General features: G+C 42.0%; 20 protein-coding genes. All 20 read left to right on the top strand.

Going from position 1 to position 21,769, the window contains the following annotated elements; all coding sequences use genetic code 11:
• Positions 1-695, top strand: a 695-nt coding sequence (locus D8872_RS09775; RefSeq protein ID WP_142999577.1) for a transposase, incomplete at its 5' end; no start/stop codon positions are given.
• Positions 696-988: 293 nt separating this feature from the next.
• Complete coding sequence (locus tag D8872_RS09780) at positions 989-1,483, top strand: YkgJ family cysteine cluster protein (RefSeq protein ID WP_002904626.1); 495 nt, start codon at positions 989-991, stop codon at positions 1,481-1,483.
• 196 nt (positions 1,484-1,679) lie between these two features.
• Entirely contained in the window at positions 1,680-2,513 is an 834-nt protein-coding gene (locus D8872_RS09785; protein ID WP_125390790.1) for an AraC family transcriptional regulator, read from the top strand.
• Between the two features lie 553 nt (positions 2,514-3,066).
• Entirely contained in the window at positions 3,067-3,822 is a 756-nt protein-coding gene (locus tag D8872_RS09790; protein ID WP_125390791.1) for a hypothetical protein, read from the top strand.
• A 328-nt stretch (positions 3,823-4,150) separates the two neighbouring features.
• Positions 4,151-4,837 (top strand): pyrimidine 5'-nucleotidase PynA, encoded by a 687-nt coding sequence (gene pynA, locus D8872_RS09795; RefSeq protein ID WP_125390792.1) that lies wholly within the window; start codon positions 4,151-4,153, stop codon positions 4,835-4,837.
• 126 nt (positions 4,838-4,963) lie between these two features.
• Entirely contained in the window at positions 4,964-5,236 is a 273-nt protein-coding gene (rpsP, locus tag D8872_RS09800; protein ID WP_005590447.1) for a 30S ribosomal protein S16, read from the top strand.
• 19 nt (positions 5,237-5,255) lie between these two features.
• Positions 5,256-5,495 carry an RNA-binding protein KphA gene (gene kphA / locus D8872_RS09805; protein ID WP_005590445.1) on the top strand — a complete coding sequence of 80 codons (240 nt, stop codon included), beginning with the start codon at positions 5,256-5,258 and terminating at the stop codon, positions 5,493-5,495.
• Positions 5,496-5,843: 348 nt separating this feature from the next.
• Positions 5,844-6,395, top strand: coding sequence for a putative immunity protein (locus D8872_RS09810; protein ID WP_125390793.1), 552 nt, complete (start codon positions 5,844-5,846; stop codon positions 6,393-6,395).
• Entirely contained in the window at positions 6,392-7,741 is a 1,350-nt protein-coding gene (locus D8872_RS09815; RefSeq protein ID WP_125390794.1) for a TrkH family potassium uptake protein, read from the top strand. The genes D8872_RS09810 and D8872_RS09815 overlap by 4 nt, the downstream gene beginning before the upstream one ends.
• 10 nt (positions 7,742-7,751) lie before the next feature.
• Positions 7,752-8,417 carry a potassium channel family protein gene (locus D8872_RS09820; protein ID WP_045497627.1) on the top strand — a complete coding sequence of 222 codons (666 nt, stop codon included), beginning with the start codon at positions 7,752-7,754 and terminating at the stop codon, positions 8,415-8,417.
• Positions 8,418-8,584: 167 nt separating this feature from the next.
• Positions 8,585-9,139, top strand: coding sequence for a GNAT family N-acetyltransferase (locus D8872_RS09825; RefSeq protein WP_125390795.1), 555 nt, complete (start codon positions 8,585-8,587; stop codon positions 9,137-9,139).
• 75 nt (positions 9,140-9,214) lie between these two features.
• Entirely contained in the window at positions 9,215-9,577 is a 363-nt protein-coding gene (locus D8872_RS09830; protein ID WP_125390796.1) for a TIGR02328 family protein, read from the top strand.
• A 94-nt stretch (positions 9,578-9,671) separates the two neighbouring features.
• Positions 9,672-10,190, top strand: coding sequence for a ribosome maturation factor RimM (gene rimM / locus D8872_RS09835; RefSeq protein WP_125370466.1), 519 nt, complete (start codon positions 9,672-9,674; stop codon positions 10,188-10,190).
• Entirely contained in the window at positions 10,180-10,911 is a 732-nt protein-coding gene (trmD, locus tag D8872_RS09840) for a tRNA (guanosine(37)-N1)-methyltransferase TrmD (protein ID WP_045497615.1), read from the top strand. The genes rimM and trmD overlap by 11 nt, the downstream gene beginning before the upstream one ends.
• Positions 10,912-11,171: 260 nt before the next feature.
• Positions 11,172-12,104, top strand: a complete 933-nt coding sequence (locus tag D8872_RS09845) for a metal ABC transporter solute-binding protein, Zn/Mn family (RefSeq protein WP_125390797.1) — start codon at positions 11,172-11,174, stop codon at positions 12,102-12,104.
• 8 nt (positions 12,105-12,112) lie between these two features.
• Positions 12,113-15,409: a pneumococcal-type histidine triad protein gene (locus D8872_RS09850; protein ID WP_125390798.1), complete on the top strand. Its 3,297-nt coding sequence runs from the start codon at positions 12,113-12,115 to the stop codon at positions 15,407-15,409.
• Between the two features lie 230 nt (positions 15,410-15,639).
• Positions 15,640-18,093, top strand: a complete 2,454-nt coding sequence (locus D8872_RS09855; protein WP_125390799.1) for a CAP domain-containing protein — start codon at positions 15,640-15,642, stop codon at positions 18,091-18,093.
• 193 nt (positions 18,094-18,286) lie between these two features.
• Positions 18,287-19,381, top strand: a complete 1,095-nt coding sequence (gene hemH, locus D8872_RS09860) for a ferrochelatase (RefSeq protein ID WP_125390800.1) — start codon at positions 18,287-18,289, stop codon at positions 19,379-19,381.
• A gap of 114 nt (positions 19,382-19,495) precedes the next feature.
• Positions 19,496-21,328: an excinuclease ABC subunit UvrC gene (uvrC, locus tag D8872_RS09865; protein WP_125390801.1), complete on the top strand. Its 1,833-nt coding sequence runs from the start codon at positions 19,496-19,498 to the stop codon at positions 21,326-21,328.
• 115 nt (positions 21,329-21,443) lie between these two features.
• Positions 21,444-21,769 (top strand): SMI1/KNR4 family protein (locus D8872_RS09870; RefSeq protein ID WP_142999578.1); only part of this gene is annotated, 326 nt, incomplete at its 3' end.

Consider the following 21,769-nt stretch of genomic DNA (forward strand, 5'->3'; position numbering starts at 1 on the left):
GTATTAAGCTGACAACCTACATAGAAGATATCATGGGGGCTTCTGGTCGAAACTTACTGCAACTGCTTATTGATGAGACGCCCCTTACCCCAAGAATGATCCATCAATCTGTTTATACCAGTTTGAAAAGAAAAGTTCCCCAACTCCTTGAGGCACTTGATGGGTATTTTTCGGCTCATCATCGTTTTATGTTAGGTCAGTCCTTGGAGATTTACGATTTTTATCAAAAACAAATCGATTGTTTAGAAGAGCGTATGAACGGCTATCTAAATCTCTATGATAGACCAGTGGAAATCCTAGATTCTATTCCTGGTATTGATCTCATTACAGCCTCTGTGATCATAGCGGAAATTGGGGTAGACATGAGCCAGTTTCCAACAGCTGGACATCTCGCTTCCTGGGCTGGTTTGTGTCCTGGAAATAATGAAAGTGCCGGTAAAAAGAGGAGCACAAAAATCAGACATGGCAATTCCTATTTAAAAAGGTGTCTCTGTCAAACAGTTTTTGCTGCAAAAAAACAAAAAGGAAGTCCACTAGCAGAGCGTTATTACCAGATTCAAAGCAGGAGAGGACCGCAAAAAGCAACTATTGCACTCGCACATCAACTTCTTAAAATAGCTTATATCCTTTTGAAAGAGAATCTTACTTATCAGGAGTTTGTGCTACAAAAAAGGCTACTAGAGACGAGCCAGTAGCCTAATACAATTTTTTCACTTTCATTATATCACAAGGGGAGTCTTTTTGCGCTCTTTTGAGTTTTCGTATAAGAAATCGGTAATTCGTTAGAATTCGATTTCGTCGTCTCACCTCCGCACAGTTGAGTAGGGCTGTAAAAGCTGATGAAATCAGCGTAGTAGAGCCCACTCAACCACTGCGTCTTGCTCGACAATCCAAAGACAATTGAGAGGCTAGGACTTTTGTCCCAGTCTCATTTTTTTGAGATTTATGATATAATGCTAACGAAAATTAACTGATTAGAAAGTAGTTTATGACCCAAGAAATCGACCTTGAAAAGTACCATCAGCTAGCCCTGCAAAAGCAGAAAGAGCACCGAAAATTTTTAGCCAGTCTCAAGAAAAAGCCACCAAAAAATCTCGATAAGATTGCCCAACAAATCCATGATGAGGTCTTTGAGGAGATTGACTGTACAGCCTGCGCCAATTGCTGTAAAACTCTGGGGCCAGACTTTAAGGAAGCCGACATTGTCCGTATTGCCAAGTATTTCAAGATGAAGCTGCCGGCTTTTGAAGAGGAGTTTCTTCAGGTGGACGAAGACGGTGACAAGGTCTTCAAGGCCATGCCTTGTCCTTTTTTAGGTGGAGATAATCTCTGTTCGATCTACGATGTCCGTCCTAAGGCTTGCCGCGAGTTTCCCCATACAGACCGCAAGAAGATTCATCAAATTAATCATCTGACAATCAAAAATACCCTGACCTGTCCAGCGGCCTATCTCTTTGTGGAGAAGCTGCGGGATAGGTTGTAGAATCGCCCCCTAAATCTTGTACAAAAATTCTAGGGCGAAAGTATCTTAGAACTGCTAGACTATAGTTAGAATTGAACATGGCCTAAAAGTTGTGTGAAAAAGATGAAATTTTCTCGGAGCAGGAGCCCCTCCGTCAATTTTCCTATTTCACTTTGCTTTTAAGAGCCTTAGTATCTTTTGTGAGGTGAAAAAGAATATGATGCATCAATTCAATCGAACCATGGAATATCTGGAAAGCAAGTTGGACGCAGAAGTGGATTTGCAGCAATTTCAGCAGCTATCAGGTTATTCTTATGCTCTCTTTAGCAGGCTCTTTTCTATTCTAGCAGATATGACTTTAGCGGAATACCTACGCAATCGCAGGCTGTCAGAAGCTGTGACGGATTTGCGGGAAAGCTCTGAGAAGGTTATTGATATAGCACTGAAATACGGCTATGAGTCTTCGGATGCCTTTAGTGCAGCCTTTAAGAAATTCCATGGTGCGACTCCCTCAGAAGTTCGAAATGGAAAACCTTATCGGGTTTTTCCTAGACTTCAATTATCCTTAAAGATTACAGGAGGAAAGAATATGGATATCAAGATTCAAAAGAAACCTGCTTTTACTGTAGCAGGCGTCCTATTGGAAGCTATCGACAATAGCCAGTGCCCATCTGCTTGGGAGCAGCTCTATGCAAATCACAGCTTTGAAAGCTTAGAAAGTATAGGCAGTGGCCAATCCTTTGGCCTCTGCTCTGATGTCAAAGAGGGCGAAATCATCAACTATATGGCTGCCTATGATGTGAAGGATAAAGCTAAAGCAGAAGAACTAGGTCTGTCAATCAAAGAAATCGCAGAAGCTGAATATGCTATCGTACCAGTCAAGGGGACGATACCAGCCAGCATCCATCATGCTTGGAAATATGTCTTGGAAGTCTTTTTCCCAGAAACAGGCTATCGCCACTCAGGAGCGCCAGATTTTGAAGTTTACACCGAGGGAGACATGTCCTCGCCAGACTATCAAATGGAACTCTGGATACCAGTGGTGAAATAGATTAGAAATCAGCCGTTCATTTTTGAGCGGTTGATTTTTTGTGCATTGTGGTATAATGTCCACACTTTACTTAGCAGTCCTAATTTTATATATAGATTGAGTCTCAGATCGCTCTTTTAAATATCAGCAATACATATGACTTTGAATAACTCGCTTCAACTCATTGTTTTATGAGTAATTTAAAAAATATATTTTTCGATGATTGTTTCATGCCTAATTAGGTAAATTAGCCATTCTTCGCGCGGTCGTATTTATATTTTCATCGTTTGAGGGAAGATCTTACCGTTTGCAAATTGATGCTTAAGTCGATATATTCTTCCTTCTCAAATATTTTCTAAATCATTTAATCTTTTTAAAGATAAGAACCGCTTTCTAATTAATCAAAGACTACTTTAAATTTTTCAACTCTTGATAACATGAGAAAATCTCCGTAAAATGATTCAATTTATTATAGCAAAAATATACAATCTATAGAGTTAGGATTAAATGAAATTGACATTTGAAAGCGCTAAATGTATAATTTTTGTTAAACAAGAAAGAATGAGGTAACGATATGAATAAAACAGAATTACTGTTACAAAGACTAGATGAGATTGGTCAGTCTCTAAAAGAATCGAACCAAGCACTAGCTTTGCTGGCACTTGGTTCTTGCGGAGCAGAAAGAGAACGATTGGATCAGTACTCAGATTTAGACTTCTTCGTTATTGTAAAAGATGGCTACAAGCAGGCCTATATCCAGGACCTAACCTGGTTAAGTAAGCTAGAACCAATTGCATTTCACTACCAAAATACAGTGGACGGACATAAAGTTCTATTTGAAGATGATGTTTTTTGTGAATTTGCTGTCTTTGAAGCTCATGAACTAGTAAACATTCCCTTCGCTGAAGGCAAGATTATCTGGAAGGAGGTCGGTTTTGATGGAACAATCTGCCAGCCACAAAGATTGCCATCAAAAGAAAATAGAGACCGTGAATGGCTGTTGGGAGAAATTTTATGCAATCTATATATAGGACTAGGTCGCTATCAACGAGGCGAAAAATTGGCTGCTTATGATTTCATCCAAAACAGATCCGTCAAGATTTGGACTGAATTAATCAATTTGGAAAAAACTTCTAAATCTGATTTTATAGATATTTTTAACAGCAACAGACGATTTGAAAAAGGTTATCCAAATGAGGCCAAACAATTACCCTACTTTTTGCAAGGTTACGAACGAATCTCTGAATCTGCTCAGGCACTCCTAGAATATCTTGATAAACACTATCCTCTTAACGCATTTATAAAAGAAAAAATTCGTAATTTATTATAAAAGAGACTTTCCAAAAAATGACCTAAATCCCAACAGTTAGATATCTTTGTCAACTGTAGTGGATTAATGAAATTTTAAAATCTGTAGAGGATAATTGATGTCCTCTCCTTTTTTATGTTCAGAGTGAGAAAGATTCATTTCTTAAAGTTGCCAAAGTTAAAAAATCCAAAGGTTAGTATTTGATTGGTTTAATCAGAGACTAAAAAGTGCCTTTGAGGTTACTTTTTTAGTTGAGCTTAGCGTTTACTTTAGCTATTGGACTGCTGGGTACAGTCTGGGTACAGTATTATATAATAAATCTACTACAATTGCAGAAAGGATTTCGATTTTGTCATACAAATTTCTACTTTTCGACCTTGATCATACGTTGCTGGATTTTGATACGGCAGAAGACATCGCGCTGACGCATTTTTTGGAGGAACAGGGCGTGACGGAGATCCAGACCTACAAAGACTATTATATTCCCATGAACAAGGGGCTTTGGCGGGATCTGGAGCAAGGTAAAATCACCAAGCCGGAGCTGGTCAATACCCGCTTTTCTCGTCTTTTTGCTCATTTTGGGATTGAGAAGGATGGCACCGAGTTAGCCTTTCTCTATCAGCAGCATATTGCTCAGCAAGGGCAAACCTACGCTGGTGCTAGCGAGCTTTTGGACAGTCTGACAGCAGCTGATTATGAGATTTATGGGGCCACCAATGGCATCACGGCTATTCAGACCGGTCGCATGGCTCGTTCGGGTATTGCGCCCTATTTTAATCACATTTTCATTTCGGAAAAGATGGGAACTCAGAAGCCTGAACCTTTATTTTATGAAAAAATAGCAGAGCAGATACCGGATTTTGACCTGTCTCAGGCTTTGATGATTGGGGATTCATTGACAGCAGATATTGCTGGCGCTAATAATGCCGGACTGGACTCTATCTGGTACAATCCCAAAAAGCTGATTAACAATAGCAGTGCGCAGCCTACCTATACCGTTTCCTCTTATGAAGAAATTAAAAAATTGCTGATTTGAAAAAATTTTTAAGTCTGTCAAGAAAAAAACTTGACAGCTGTATTTAATCTGCTATAATAGAACATGTGCTAAATAGCTCAGCTATTTCACCGAAATAAAAAATAAGAAAAGAGAGAAATTTTAAAAATGGCAGTAAAAATCCGTTTGACTCGTATGGGTTCTAAGAAAAAACCTTTCTACCGTATCAACGTTGCAGACTCACGTTCACCACGTGACGGACGTTTCATCGAAACAGTTGGAACTTACAACCCACTTGTTGAAGAAAACCAAGTGACTTTGAAAGAAGATCGCGTTCTTGCATGGTTGGCTGATGGAGCTCAACCTTCAGATACAGTTCGCAATATCCTTTCAAAAGCTGGTGTTTTGAAGAAATTCCACGATTCAAAATACTCTAAATAATAGAAGTGCAGGTTGATATATGGACACGATTGAAAATCTCATTATTGCGATAGTGAAACCTTTGATTTCACAGCCAGATGCCTTAACTATCAAGATTGAAGATACGCCTGAGTTTTTAGAGTATCATCTTGATCTTGATCCAAGCGATGTTGGACGTGTGATCGGTCGTAAAGGTCGTACTATCTCCGCTATAAGGACGATTGTTTACTCTGTCCCAACCGAGTACAAAAAAGTTCGCATCGTCATTGATGAGAAATAAGAAGCAGCGGGGCCATGTGTCCCGTTTTTCTATTTCTCTTAGCGAACTGAGTGCCTAGCACGTAAGTGAGGTTAGAGAAATTGATGCAGTTCGAGCTTTGCGAGAACTACGTTCCTTTTATTCTCCTTAATGAAACAAGCCGTTAGGCGCAGTTGAATTTAGGGCCATTGATGCAGTTCGAGCTCTGCGAGAACAACGTTCCTTATTATCCTTAATGAAACAAGCCGTTAGGTGTAGTTGAATTTAGGGCCGTTGATGCAGTTCAAGCTTTGCAAGAAGCAAGTATCTCAGTTAAGACAAACGCAAAATCTACACTCGAATTCAAATAAATTCGAAACCGGAGGACATATGAAGCCAGAAGAGTATGCTTGGAACGCTCATGAGCGCAAGTTTTATGAGAATGATCAAGTGATTTTACCTAGCCCATACAAACTGAAAATCTTGGATGATAGTGAGAAGAGTTTGGAATTGGAGCTTGTTTTGGAGGAACTTCCTCAGGGGCAACTGGCTCGATGGGCTATGAAAATGGCGTCAAGCTTTATAACTCTGATAGATGTGGAAGATGAGTTTGAGAAGCAAAAGATTTTGACTCAGGTAAGAGAGGTCTTTCAGGCTCGACTTTATGGGAGGGCATCTGCCTATGAACTAAGAAAGGCTGGTTTCTTGGCTAACAAACTGTCTCAGCAAGCTCAATCACAAATCGGCAACTATGCTGCGCGTGTCTTTGCCCAAGCAGTCGCAACAGGCCACATGCGGGGACATGCTATTGTCGCAGCAGATTATGCCATCAAAGTCAGAAACTTGCAGAGTCCAGATGATTTGCGGCTGGCTGTCAAGGAAAGAAAAGGGCAGATAGAGCTAGCCTCTGCTTTTATTAGATCGGGAAAGGAAACTTTATGAAGCATTTATTTTCACGCTTGTCATCAGCGCAAAAGATTATCTTGTCTTTTCTTCTGGTGATATTCTGTGGTTCCTTGCTACTCAGTCTGCCTTGGGTGCAGACGGCAAGTTCCCAAGCGGGCTATCTGGATCATCTTTTTACAGCGGTCTCCATGGTCTGTGTGACAGGACTTTTTACTCGATCGGTTGTAGATACATACAATGTCTGGGGGCAGCTCCTTTGCATGCTGCTGATTCAGATTGGTGGTTTGGGAATCCTGACCTTTATCGGATTTTTCACCATGGAAAGTCGGAAAAAGCTCAGTCTCAAGGATCGCCGCATTCTGCGGGATAGTTTTAGTTATGGGCACAATCGTACCTTGGGTCAATTTGTCCGTTCGATTTTTATCACGACTTTTACTATCGAAGGACTGGGCGCTCTCCTTCTTATGATTCGCTTCATTCCTAAGTTTGGCTTGGGGAAAGGGATTTTTAATTCTATCTTTTTAGCTGTTTCTGCATTTTGTAATGCAGGATTTGATAATTTTGGCAATGATAGCCTACTAGGCTTGCAGACAGATGTTTTGGTCAATATCACCTTGGCTCTCCTCATCATTACTGGCGGACTTGGTTTTATGGTCTGGTTTGACTTGGCGACCAAATTAGGAGGAAAACAGAAGGGACTGCACTTTCATACCAAGGTAGTCTTGCTGCTTACTGCTGGTCTCCTCGTTTTTGGGACGGTTGCGAGTCTTTGGACGGAGTATAATAATCCTGGAACGATTGGTAGTCTTTCCTTTGGCGATAAGCTACTGGTCAGCTTTTTCCAGACAGTCAGCATGAGGACAGCTGGTTTTGCTTCCATCGATTATACAGCTGCTCGTCCAGTAACCCTGTTTATCTATCTGCTCCAAATGTTTTTAGGAGGAGCTCCGGGTGGTACAGCGGGCGGTCTGAAAATTACGACCTTCTTAGTTCTTTTGCTGTTCGCCCGTAAGGAAATTCTGGGCTTGCCACATACTAATATCGGTCGGAGAACACTGGCTCCTCAGCTGGTGCAGAAGGCTTTTGGTGTGACAGTGATTTTTCAGTTGACATTTCTGCTTGGTCTTTTGGCTCTTGGGCTAGTGACCGATAGCAGTCATCACTTTATTTACTTAATATTTGAGACTGTGTCGGCACTGGCTACAGTTGGTGTGACGGCCAATATCACTACCAGCCTCAATACAGCTGGTATGATTGTGATTATGCTGCTGATGTTTATTGGACGGGTGGGGCCGCTGACTCTTATGGTCAGTCTCAGCAATTATCAACCGAAGAAGGCGACTACCTTGCACTACAGCAAGGCGGACATTATGATTGGATAGGAGAAAAGAAATGGCAAATCAAACAGTTGGAATCCTCGGCTTGGGGATTTTTGGACAGAGTATCATTGAGGCCTTGATTTCTCAAGATGTAGAAATCATTGCGATTGATAATCACGAAGAGACAATCAATCAGTATGAAGACATGATTGCCGTCGGTGTGATCGGGGACATTACAGATATGGAGCTTTTGGAGGCGGCAGACGTTGGTTCCTGTGATACGGTCGTCGTGGCGACTGGTGAAAGTTTGGAATCCAGTGTCCTAGCGGTCATGCACTGTAAGGCATTGGGCGTTAAAAATGTCATTGCCAAGGTCAAGGATGAAGTAACCCAGCAGGTACTGGAAAAGGTGGGAGCTGATTTGGTTATCCTGCCTGAAGTGGAGGCTGGCATTTCATTGGCTAAGACCATTCTCTTTAACCATTCGATTGAGGTTTTCCAGCTGGATGACGATGTAGTCGTGGCTGAGTTTGAGCTGCCTGCTAGCTGGGTTGGCAAAACAGTTCGTGAAGTAGACGCTCGTAGGCTGTATCATCTCAATATTATCGGCTATCGTCTAACAAAAAATCAGCCTTTGGAAAGTCAATTTACTCCAGACTTTGTCTGGCCAGCAGGAGTCAGCATTATGGCTGTGACAGATAATCAGCATTTGGATAAATTACGTGAAATAGTAAAGTAGCGGCTAGAATAAGAACCCTTCGTTGGGAGGTCTGATCAGCACTAACGATCAGTAATTCCCAGAAAGTCGATACTACCCTCAAATGAATACCTAAGAGCTCTTTCAGGGCTCTTTTTTGAACCCTTTTGCAAAATTTGTTATACTATCACTAGAAAAGGAGTGATTTTATGAGCTTAACCAGCCAGATCATTACAGCAGATTTTCCAGATTTGGATAAGGTAGAAGCCTTGAATAATGAAGCTTTCCCAGAAGAGGAAAGGATACCGCTCAGCGAGTTTTTACGATATGAGGAACAGGAAGATGCTAATTTTTTCGCCTTTTATCATGAAAAGGAGTTTGTTGGTTTTGCCTTTGCCATCTCCAACTCGCAAGCCTTTTATGTTAGTTTCTTTGCGATTATGCCCCACCTGCGCAGCCATGGCTATGGCGGTGAAATCATTGAAAAGTTGGTCAATTTTTATCAGCGAACCATGCTTTTAGAAATTGAGCGCCTAGACGAGCCCTGTGAAAATCTGGAGCAGCGTCAAGCTCGCTGGGATTTCTATCAAAGCAAGGGCTTCCGCACAGCCAATGCCTTTCTGGAATATGAGGATCTTAGCTTTGAAATTCTGTATCGAGGGGATTCTTTTGACGAAGAAGCCTACCGAGACATTTTCCACCGACTTCAAGAGGAGAATTATTTCGACTTTGAAATCAAACATAGACGTTTCAGCGATTATTAAAAGGATGTTCTCTGGAGCTCAATTGCGATTTGGAGCAATAAAAGATTGCTTTGTTTTTACTAAATGGAGGTTAAAATGAGACTCTGGCATCAAGCATTGATTCCCAAGCTTCCCCGTCCGCAACTGCTTGGCCAGCATCGGGAATGCTGCGCCCTTCGTGGCAATGGCTGGGGTAAGAAACATGCGACCGTTGACTATGTTTTTACTCACTCTCCTTACTTGCTTTATCGCTACCATGAGCTGATTATGGAGGAGATGAGCAAGCGAGGTTATCGTGTGTCCCCAGAGTGGCTAGAGCGGGACTATCGTGGCAAGATCTGTCCAGCCTATGTGCATCTGGAAGAAATGGCTGTGGCGAGCCCTATTTACCCCGAGCATGATACGGCTTACTATGAGGAATGCCTGCAAAATCTCAGAGAAAAAGGCATTGACTTATAGGCTTTTCTGCTGTCTGAGCTAGCTGTCTATCTTGAGAAAAAGCCAGCAAAATGATACAATAAAACGAATAGTAAAAAGATTAACTGGAGTAAAAATGAATTATTTTAATGTTGGGAAAATCGTCAATACTCAAGGTTTACAAGGCGAAATGCGGGTTTTATCAGTGACAGATTTTGCGGAGGAGCGTTTTAAAAAAGGCAATAAACTGGCCCTTTTCGATAAGAAGGATCAGTTTGTCATGGATGTGGAGATTGCCAGCCACCGCAAGGCCAAGAACTTTGATATCATCAAGTTTAAGGGCATGTACCATATCAATGACATCGAGAAATTTCGTGACTATAGTCTGAAAGTAGCCGAAGAAGACTTGGCTGATTTGGAAGATGGGGAGTTTTACTACCATGAGATTATCGGTCTTGAAGTTTATGAAAATGATGTTCTGCTAGGTACGATTAAGGAGATTCTCCAGCCAGGAGCCAATGATGTCTGGGTAGTCAAACGTAAAGGTAAGCGTGATTTGCTGCTGCCTTATATTCCTCCAGTGGTGCTAGGAATTGACATCGAGCAAGGTCGGGTTGATGTAGAGATACCGGAAGGACTGGACGATGAAGATTGATATTTTGACCCTCTTTCCGGAGATGTTTGCGCCCTTGGAGCACTCGATTGTGGGCAAGGCTAGAGAAAAAGGCCTCTTGGAAATCAACTACCATAATTTTCGAGAAAATGCGGAAAAATCTCGGCATGTGGATGATGAGCCTTATGGTGGCGGTCAGGGTATGCTGCTGCGGGCTCAGCCTATTTTTGATGCCTATGATGCCATTGAAAAGAAGCAGCCGCGCGTGATTTTGCTGGATCCTGCCGGACGTACCTTCGACCAAGCCTATGCTGAGGAGCTGGCTCAGGAAGAGGAATTAATCTTCATCTGTGGTCACTATGAGGGGTATGATGAGCGGATCAAGACCTTGGTGACGGACGAGATTTCGCTGGGTGACTATGTCCTGACCGGAGGAGAATTGGCGGCTATGACCATGATTGATGCGACAGTTCGCCTGATTCCAGAGGTTATTGGCAAGGAAGTCAGTCATACAGATGACAGCTTTTCATCTGGACTCTTGGAGTATCCTCAGTACACTCGTCCTTATGACTATCGGGGCATGGTTGTTCCGGAAGTTCTCATGAGTGGCCACCACGAAAATATCCGCAAGTGGCGTCTTTATGAAAGTCTGAAAAAAACCTATGAGCGTCGTCCCGACTTGCTGGAAAACTATGAATGTACAGCCGAAGAAGCTAAAATGTTGGAAGAAATTCGGGCCAATAGTAGGGATAGTGAACACTAGTCCTTTCTATCAAGTAGCAAAATTTAGATATTGATTTCTCAAAGCCACGTTTGTGGCTTTCTTTATTTGTATGAAGAGCTGGAAAATTTTTGAAAAAATTCAAACTTCCTTCTTGACAGAAAAAATAAAAAGGAGTATTATCTTAACTAGTTAATAAACCAGTTAACAAAAGAAGCTATTTTTTTAAGCAATTCTTTGGAAAGAATGTTTTGAAAATAGTTCTTTCTTTGAATGATTGCTAAACTGGTTAAGGAGTTAAAATGAAAATCAAAAAAGTTTTGATAGCTTTAAGTCTAGTCTTGCTGGGGCTTGGCCTTGCTGCTTGTAGCAAAAAGGAAGCAAGCGGTGCTGGTAGCAAACGCGGGCTCAATATTGTCACGAGTTTTTACCCGATTTATTCGATGGTCAAAGAAGTCTCAGGAGATTTGAACGATGTCCGGATGATTCAGTCGGGCGCAGGGATTCATGAATTTGAGCCGTCAGCCAGCGATGTAGCGGCTATTTATGAAGCGGATGTCTTTGTGTATCATTCGCGGACTTTGGAGTCTTGGGCTGGTAGTTTGGATCCTAGTTTACAAAAGTCCAAGGTAGCGGTCGTAGAAGCTAGCAACGGGATGCAGTTGGACAAGGTGGCCGGCCTAGAAGAAGTGTCCGCTGAGGAAGGGATTGATGAAAAGACCCTCTATGATCCACATACTTGGCTAGATCCAGAAAAAGTGGCAGAAGAGGCGCAACTCATCGCTCAAGAATTGTCCAAGCTAGATAGTAAAAATGCGGCTACCTATCAAAAAAATGCTCAAAAATTTTCAGAGAAGGCAAAGGCTCTGAGCCAAAAATATCAAGGAGTCTTTAGCGAGCTAGATGAAAAAACTTTTGTGACCCAGCATACAGCCTTTTCTTATCTAGCCAAGCGTTTCGGTCTCAAGCAATTGGGGATTTCAGGCATTTCGCCAGATCAAGAGCCTAGTCCAAGACAGTTGACGGAGATACAAGACTTTATCAAGACCTATAAAGTCAAGACGATTTTTGTCGAGAGCAATGCTTCTTCTAAGTTGGCTGAAACCTTGAAGAAGGCGACAGGAGTCAACCTAAAGGTGCTAAATCCTCTGGAAGCAGATCCTGAAAATGACAAGACCTATCTTGAAAATTTAGAAAATAATTTAGAAATTTTAGCCAAAGAATTAAAACATTGAGGTGATGTATGAAAAAGAAATATATTATTAGTTCAGTTGCGGCACTAGCTACACTAGGTGTGTGCGGTTATGCGATCATGCAGTATCAAGCAGATAAGCCACAAGAACAAGCAACAAATCGAGTGGCCTATGTAGAAAAGAAATCTGCAAATAAGCAGGACAATAAATCTCAAAAAGCTGAAAAATTGACACCTGAGCAAATTCAGGCCAAAGAAGGCATTACTGCTGAGCAAATCGTTGTCAAGATTACGGACCAAGGCTATGTGACTTCACATGGTGATCACTATCATTACTATAATGGCAAGGTTCCCTTTGATGCAATTCTGAGTGAAGAGTTGATTATGCGGGATCCAAATTATCAATTGCAGGAATCAGATATTGTCAACCAAGTGAAAGATGGCTATATTATCAAGGTTGCAGGCAAATATTACCTATATCTGACCAATGCCAAAGCAACCAGCAATGTTCGTTCAGTTGATGAAATCGCACGGCAAAGACAAATTCATCCTAGCAAGGAAGAAGGCGAAAGCGGATCAGAAGCTAAATCGAGTCAAACTGTTAGCAGAAAAACGCAAGACTTCAGTCGTCCAAGTGCCGCTTATGCTGCAGGAAAGAGAACCTATCAAGCAGAAGGCACTGCATCGAGTCGGAGCAATGGCGCCTATACAACAGATGACGGCTATGTTTTCAGTCCATCTGATGTGATTTCGGATACAGGAGATGGCTTCCTTGTGCCACATGGCGGTCATATGCATTATATTCCTAAAAGTGATCTGTCGCCAGGTGAATTATCGGCTGCCCAAGCCTACTGGGATTCCTTGCAGCGAGGCAAGCAAGCGGCTAGTCCAGCTGAAAATCCTAATACAGGAGGAGAGGCTTCTGCTCCTACAGGTAAGGCATCAGAAAATCAAAATGCAGGAACTGTGACTAAGCCAGCGCATCAAGCTGACAAGGGACAGACTGCTAAGCCAGCTCAAGCGTCCAAACCTGCCCAATCAGATGCTGGGCACGGAGTTAAACCATCTGAAAAAGCAGAAGATGCACCATCAAGTTACCAAACCTTACTTGAGAAACTCTATCGTACTCCAAAAGAAAAACGCTATGTTGAAAAAGATGGTCTTGTCTTTGATCCAAGCAAAATCGTTAGACGGACCGCAGAAGGAGTGGCCATTCCGCATGGAAATCACTACCACTTTATCCCTTACAGCAAACTATCTGCCCTAGAAGAAGAAATAGCTCGGAACATTCCTGTTGCTGGTCAGAAGACTTATCCTAAGGCTGCTGCAAGTACACCAAGCCAACCTAGTCAACCAGCAAATCCAAATCAGCCAGCCAAACCAGCTGATAAAGATGAGTACGATCATGGTTTCCATGCTGAGCATGTCATCTCAAAAGATGAGGAAGGTTACGTTGTCCAACACGGCGGGCATGCACATTATTTCTTCAAAAAAGATTTGACCAAAGATCAAATTGCAGCGGCAGAAGCCAACCTGGCTAAGCACAAAGATTCAAGTCAATCCAGTCAAGTCAGCACAGAATATGACCGTTTTTCTCGTGACGCAAGTGACGAAGAGAAAATCGCTTATATTTCCAAGACTTATGGCGTACCGCGTGAAGCAATTAAGATTTCAAAAGGCTTCTTTGTCTTTAATAATCCGGATCAAGACTATGATCCGACCCATATCCATCCCTATGCTGTTCGAAAAGAGCATGTTCGGATTCCTCTAGAAACTGGAAATCCAGAGCTGGACTTCCTAAACGAGCTTTATACAACAGCCCTGCGTTCGGGTCTGTCTCCATACAGTATTCAGGTTGAAAATGGTCAATTTGTCATTCCTCATGGAGATCACAACCACTACATTCGTGTCCAATCCAAAGGATTGAATCTAGGCTTGAAGAATAAAATCCCAGCCTTGCAATCAGCTTATCAAGCAGGAGGCTATGATGAAAAGGCTGTTCTAGAAAAGGTGGATGCCCTCTTGGCAGCTAGCCGAACCATTTATGCTAAAGACCTGCTTATGCAACGTCGAATCGAGCTAGCTCTCGGTAATTTTGTAGAAACCATGAAGCAATTGCCAAGCAATTCAACAGAGGGATATTTGGCCAGCCTAGATCAATTTGATAAGCACTACATTCATGTTGATGAAAAAGCGAAAACGGAAGAGCTGACCGAAGTTGATAAAAAATATCAAGAATTGGTTGACAAGATCAAACGTTTGGAAACGGACAGCTACAATGTGAATAAAACTAGCTTACTCGCTGAATTGCAGACAGCTAAGGTAGAAAAAAATGAAGCTAAGATAGCTGAGATTGAGCAGCTATTGGCAAGTCTGCAAGATTATCAAGATCGGACAGGAGTGACCTCCGTCGAGTATCTCAAAGCTTTCTATCTTGCGGTTGATGATGCTCGTTTGCAGCCAGAACTTCGTAAGAAAGTTGCTGATTTGACGCTCAAGCTTTATAAATCTCAGGCCTTTATTGAAGCGGTAGACCTGAAAGCTCTTTTTTTGGAACTCTATCAAACCAAGCTCGAAGTTGATAAGGCTCTGGCAAGTGGCGAGGCAGCTTCGGCCAAGGATAAAACGGTTCTGGATACCGAAAAGGTGGACGACCACAGTTATAAGACAGCTATCTATGGTTTCTTGAAAGAATTGTATGGAGAATTTGCACCGCAGCCTACGGAGGAAATCTCAGAAGAAACTCTCCAAGCTCTCTTCCAAAAAGGTCAAGAACTTTTGGAAAAAGTAACGGATTCGACTCTGCAAGAAAATTATCAAAAGCAACTCGCAGCACTTCGAACTGATTTGCAAGAAGTACGCAAAGATAGAGAAACAATCTTAGCAGAAACGAAAACGCTCTTGGCTCAAATCGTTGAAACCTTAAAAGAACAGCAAGCATCTGCAGCGCTCAAGGATAAAGAGACTTATCTTAAAATTTACAATTTGCTGATGTCCGCCCACAAGATGCTTGAGGAACAACAGGGGACAGATGAGCAATTTGCCAAGGTAGATGCTCTATTGGATAAATTATCCGATCCGAGTGTAGACAAAGCAACCTTGCTAGCCGAAGCAGAAGCGTTCTTCGATCAACTTCAAGCCAACAAGGCGGCTCCTACTGAAACTAAAACTGAGACGGAGGCTAGTCCGGCTGAGGAGACTAAGGAAGAAAAAACTAGTGAGTCCCCTGAAGAATCAGTGGAAGAGTCAAGCTCATCAGCCACTCCTGAAGTAGCAGAAGCGAATGCACCAGCTCCTTCAGAAAAAGAGGCTGAAAGTCAAGTGACACCAGCAGAAAATAAGCAGTAAAGATTTTTTCGAAATAAATGGAATAAGGAGCGGAAGAGGCTAGAAAACGCTTTAAATCCGCTCTATTTCCACTTTATTAGGATGAAGCGTTCGATTTTTGTCATAGAATTGTAATAAAATTTCTATTTAAATGATATGGTTTTGACTGGTTTAACCAGTCATTTTATGTTAGTATTATAGCGTAGGACTAAAATATGAAATGATACATGTGCTATTAGAAGGAGATGTCTATGGACAAGAAAATTGGTAAATCCGTTGTAGCAACTGGCATTGCAGCGACAACGATTATTTCTGGTGCGCTTAGCCATCAGGTAAAAGCGGATGAACTCGTTGAGTCAACGGCTACGAAACCAAAGGCAACAGCAGTTACCGAGAAACCAATTACGACAGCGGATGTAGCAGAAGCGAAGGAAAAAGCGGATGCTGCCAAGAAAAATGTAAATCAGCAACAAGAGCAAACTAAGAAAGCTGAAGCAGACCTTGAAGAAGCAAAAGCCGCAGTTTCAGATGCTAAAGAGAAGGTGGCTACAGCTACTGAAAATGAAAAGGCAGCAACTGAAGAAAATATTTCTCAAGCAGAGACCAGTGTTAAAAAAGCTGAAGAAGAAGTAACAGCAAAATCAGAAACTGTCAAAGAATCAGAAACTGCTGTACAAGAAGCAAGTCAGGCAGTTAAAGACCAAGAAAATACAATTGCTGGCCAGCAATCATTGGTGGATGTGGCAGAATCTGAGCTAAACAAAGCCAAAGAACCAGTTCATGCAGAAACTGCAGCTGTGGAAACTGCTAAAAATCAGGAAAATCAAGCTCAAACAGCTGTGGAGCATGCTAAAAATGAACTAGCAAAAGCAGACCAAGAAGCAAATGCTGCGCCACAAAATCAAGCAGAAATCCAAAACAAAATCAATCAAACTCAGGCTAACTTAGAGCAGACCAAGCAATTGATTGCTGCAACAAATACGGAGTTGGTGCATGAACAGAAAAATGCAAGTACAGCACCGGTTGATTTACGAAATACGACCTATTCGCAATTCTTGGAAAACCTTCGAGATAATTCGAATAATGAATCTGTGAGAAATGCTGCAGCTGATGCTTTAGCCCTTTACAAACGTGGTCAGAATGAATTCAAGATCACGGTTGGTTCAGATCCATCTAGCCCAGCTAGCTTGGAAAATAACTTGCAGGCTTTGGAATTGGTTAAGGCTATCAATGCCTACCGTCGTAATGCAGGACTGCCAGAACTTTTGGTGGATCCATATGCTAATGTTGCCAGCCAAATTCAGACCTTGTACTTTGAAAAGGCTAACTGGCACATGGGCAAGCTGATTGGCAATGAAAACGTAGCCATCAGCTTCAATCCTCAAGGTGCGGTTAATTTCTGGCATAGTGAAAAGGCCCTGTATCAGAAGATTGCTGCTCAATACGGCCTGCCAACTGATGAAAGACAACTAGATGCTAATGACATTTATATGAAGGTGGGGCCTAACATCTTTGCACAAATCGGTCACTACGTCCAAATGATGGATAACAAGGCCAATGCAATCTCTGCTGCCTATGACACGCATCCAAATCAGTTTGGAACTCCATACGGAACTTCAGAAGTTGGATTCCACAATGTTCGGAATTTCAATCAAAGAGTTAATAATGGCACATTGCTAACCGTTGAGGCGATGGAGAAACTTCTCCGCAGCGGCGGCAGTCGTGGGGCTGCTTCAAGTGCCAATGTGACAGCCTTGAAGAATCGTTTGGCAGAGTTGCAAGCGCAGAAAGTTAGCCAAGAGTCTAGCTTGAATCTTTTAAATAATCAGTTGACAGATTCGTACAAGGCACAGAAAGATCGTGCGGCTGCTGTTGTAAAAGCTAAACAGAATCTTGAAGCTGCTGAGAAAGCCTTAGCTCTGACTCAACAAAACTTGTCAGATAAAAAGGCTGCTTTGAAATCAGCGACAGCAAGAATCGCGTCTGCCCTTTCTCCATATCAGGCTAAATTGCAAAAAGCTCAGGCAACCTTGGTAGAGGCTAAGAATCAGCTCGCAGCTTTGAAGACGGCTGAGGAGAACAAGAATAAGGCCTTAGAAGCGGCTAAAGCTGAATTGGTAGCTGCTCAAAATCGTGTAGCAGCGGCTCAGAAGAAAGTTTCAGATCTCAAAACAGCTCCACAACAATTGGAAAAAGCTAAGCAAGACTTGGCTGCAGCAGAGGCTGACCTGAAGGCTAAACAAGTTGTTGCTGAGGCTGAGAATGCAAAATTAGTTGATTTGCAAACAGTCTACAATGAGTTGCTAGCAAATTACAATTATTTGCTAGACCTGCTTCCAAAAGAAGTGCGCCAAGCCCTAGCATCGGCCACTACAACTACTTATCAAGCAAATGGTGGGCTTAATTTTGCTGCAGCAGGTGCAGGTAGTCAAACGCTGCTGACTTCGAATGCAAACCCAGCTTCTCAAGATGAGAAGGATGCATCTGTTGAAACATTGGCTAACGTAGCTACTCAAGCTCAGCCAAAGACTGATAATAATACTAATGCTACATCTACTCCAGCGACTCCTAAAGCTTCGCCTAGCCAGTCAGTTGTCCTTCCTAATACAGGAACGGAAGCGGAACAATTAGCCTTTCTTGGAATGACTCTCGGTGCAGCTCTTCTCGCAGGTGCAGTGAAACATCGCCGCAGAAAAACTTTATAGTTATAAGAATGAAGTGAGTGTTATATCTCGCTTCATTTTTTATTGGTGAATTAGTTTGATTGAAATAAATTTAAGAAGAAAATTTTTTGAGACTCAAATAATTCTTAATTTAGCTAGAAAACATTCCTTTTATCAGCTTTTCAGGGGATATCATGTTATAATAGCAGAGGATTTTATATAAAAAGAGGAACTTATGACTAAAAAAGCTATTCTAATGATGACCTTTGGATCGCCAGAGGGCTATACTTTTGAGGATATTGCAGAATTTTTTACGAATATCCGTCGTGGCGTGCGACCTACTGATCAGGAGATTCAGCACCTTCATGATAATTATCAGCGTATTGGTGGCAGCCCCCTGCAACGCATCACGCGGACAGAGGTTAAGCTGGTGAAGGAAGCTTTAAAAGGAGAGTATGCTGTCTATTTTGCTAATAAATTTTCTCGCCCCTTTATTCCAGATGTTATTAAGCAGATGGAGGATGACGGGATTGAGGAATGTATCTGCTTGATTTTAGAACCGCATTATTCTTTTTACTCTGTCATGGGGTATGAAAAATTTATTACGAGCCAGACAATTAAATTCCATATTATCAAAGAATGGTATCAGGCCGAGAACTTGCTTCGCTTTTGGGAGGAAGAAATCAGGAAAATCTTGCAAACGCAAGTCAAAGATGAAAGTTTTAAGGTCATCTTCTCAGCTCATAGTGTGCCAGTTTTAGCGCTTGATTTTGAAGATCCATATATTGATCAGATTATTGAAAACTCACAGTTGATTGCACATCGACTGGGCCTTGCTCCATCTGAGTATACCAATACCTGGCAGAGCGAAAGCGATATTGGCTTGCCGTGGATCAAGCCAGATGTCCTAGAATATCTCCGAGATCAAACGACCCATCCGCAACATTATATCTTTGTCCCAATTAGTTTCATCAGCGAACATATCGAGGTGCTGTTTGATAATGACGTGGAGTGTCAGGAATTGTGCCAAGAACTCGGTGTCGCTTATCATCGTCCACCAATGCCTAACATAGACTCCCGTTTGATCGCTGCATTATTAGCGACTATTCGTCAGCATGAAACAGAAGAGCTTCGATACATGCATCCAGAAGAAACAACCTTTGATGAATTGGCCCCTTCAGAAGAAAGTAATCAAATCTTAAGCGAAACGGAAGAACTTCAAATGCCTGAATTTGTCAAAAAGTTGATAGAAAAAAAGGGCAGAGAAAATGTCAAAATGCCTTATTTCATAAAGAAAATGTTAGAAAAAAGAGCGCGAGAAACAAAGTAAGTCTATAGCCTAGAAATAAACATTTGTAACGAGCAATGATCATGAATTGTTAGGAAAGTGCATGTTCTAGGAAATTGAAAAATTTCTATTGAAAAGATAGGGTTTTGGAGAAATATGTCTACAAACAAGCTAATTCAATCCAAGCTGGAACTGTTGCCGACCAGTCCTGGCTGTTACATTCACAAGGATAAAAATGGAGCCATTATCTATGTCGGCAAAGCCAAGAATCTGCGCAATCGGGTCCGTTCTTATTTCCGTGGCAGCCACGATACCAAGACGGAGGCTCTGGTTTCCGAGATTGAGGATTTTGAGTTTATTGTCACTGAGTCTAATATCGAGGCTCTCCTCCTAGAAATCAATCTAATCAAGGAAAATAAGCCCAAGTACAATATCATGCTCAAGGACGATAAGTCCTATCCTTTTATTAAGATTACCAACGAAGTCTATCCGCGTCTGATTATCACGCGCCAAGTCAAAAAGGATGGCGGTCTTTATTTTGGTCCTTATCCAGATGTCGGTGCAGCCAATGAAATCAAACGCCTGCTTGATCGCATTTTTACGTTCAAAAAATGTACCAATCCACCTGCAAAAGTCTGTTTTTATTATCACTTGGGGCAATGTGAAGCCCATACGATTTGCAAGCGGGATAGCCAGTATTTCAAGAATATGGCTCAGGAAGTGTCGGATTTTCTGAAAGGGCAGGACAACAAGATTATCGATGAGCTACGTGATAAGATGAATAAAACAGCTGCAGCCATGGAGTTTGAACGGGCGGCCGAATACCGTGATCTGATTCAGGCTATTGGGACCTTGCGTACCAAGCAGCGGGTCATGGCCAAAGACCTCCAAAACCGCGATGTTTTTGGCTATTATGTGGACAAGGGCTGGATGTGCGTCCAGGTCTTCTTTGTCCGCCAGGGCAAACTAATTGAGCGTGATGTCAATCTTTTCCCTTATTACAATGATCCCGACGAAGATTTCCTGACCTATATTGGCCAATTTTACCAAGAAAAATCCCACCTCAAGCCCAATGAAATCTTAATTCCATCAGACATTGATGAAGAAGCTGTTCGGGCCGTGGTGGATACTAAAGTAGTCAAGCCTCAGCGAGGCGAGAAGAAGCAGTTGGTCAATCTGGCTATTAAGAATGCTCGGGTCAGCCTCCAGCAGAAATTTGATCTTTTGGAGAAATCTGTTGAGAAAACGCAGGGGGCTATAGAGAATCTAGGGAAGCTCCTCAATATTCCGACACCCGTTCGGATTGAGTCTTTCGATAACTCAAACATCATGGGGACTAGTCCCGTATCGGCTATGGTGGTCTTTGTCAATGGTAAGCCGAGCAAGAAGGATTACCGAAAATACAAGATTAAGACCGTAGTAGGGCCAGACGACTACGCTAGTATGCGAGAAGTTATCAAGCGTCGCTATAGTCGGGTGATTCGTGACGGTCTGACGCCACCAGATCTGATTGTCATTGATGGTGGACAAGGTCAGGTCAATATTGCTAAAGAAGTTATCCAGAACCAGTTGGGGCTGGATATTCCCATCGCTGGACTGCAAAAAAATGACAAGCACCAGACCCATGAATTGCTCTTTGGAGATCCTCTGCAAGTCGTCGAATTATCCCGTAATTCGCAGGAATTTTTCCTCCTCCAGCGCATCCAAGATGAGGTTCACCGCTTTGCCATTACCTTCCACCGTCAGCTTCGATCTAAGAATTCCTTCTCATCGCAACTCGATGGCATCGAAGGCTTGGGGCCAAAACGCAAGCAAAATCTCATGAAGCATTTCAAATCTCTGACCAAGATTAAAGAAGCCAGTGTCGATGAAATAGTCGAAGTGGGTGTACCGCGAGCAGTGGCAGAAGCCGTGCAGGCAAAACTCAATCAAATAGCGCCATCCCGACCTTTGTTAGAAGTGGCGGAGCCAATTGCAGATATAGATTGAAAGAAAAGATCATCTGATTTTAGAGAGATTCAGATACGGCTTTCAAATAATCATGATTTTGCTCAACCAGATTGATAGAGGATATTTTTGGTGCCAGTAGTGAAAAGAGGCAGATATGTTAAGAATTTTCCCATTTAAAACCGATGGTGTCTTAGATGAAATAGAACAATTAGAGAAAAATTATTCTATTTCCTTGCCTGAAAAATATAAAGAATTTTTATTAAGGTATAATGGCGGAGATACGATTGATACAACCTTTAAAGTAGAGAAAGTTCGTTCGGATATCCACTCCTTTTATGGGTTTTCATTAGCTAACTATCATAGTAATTTTAACTATTTAATCGAAAAAGGATTTTTAGAAGATTTTATTGAAAATCATTATTTACCTATAGCTAAAGATAGTTTTGGTAACAGTATTCTAATTGGTATCGGCGCTAGTAC

The organism is Streptococcus cristatus, assembly GCF_003943815.1.
In the GTDB taxonomy this organism is placed as follows: domain Bacteria; phylum Bacillota; class Bacilli; order Lactobacillales; family Streptococcaceae; genus Streptococcus; species Streptococcus cristatus_F.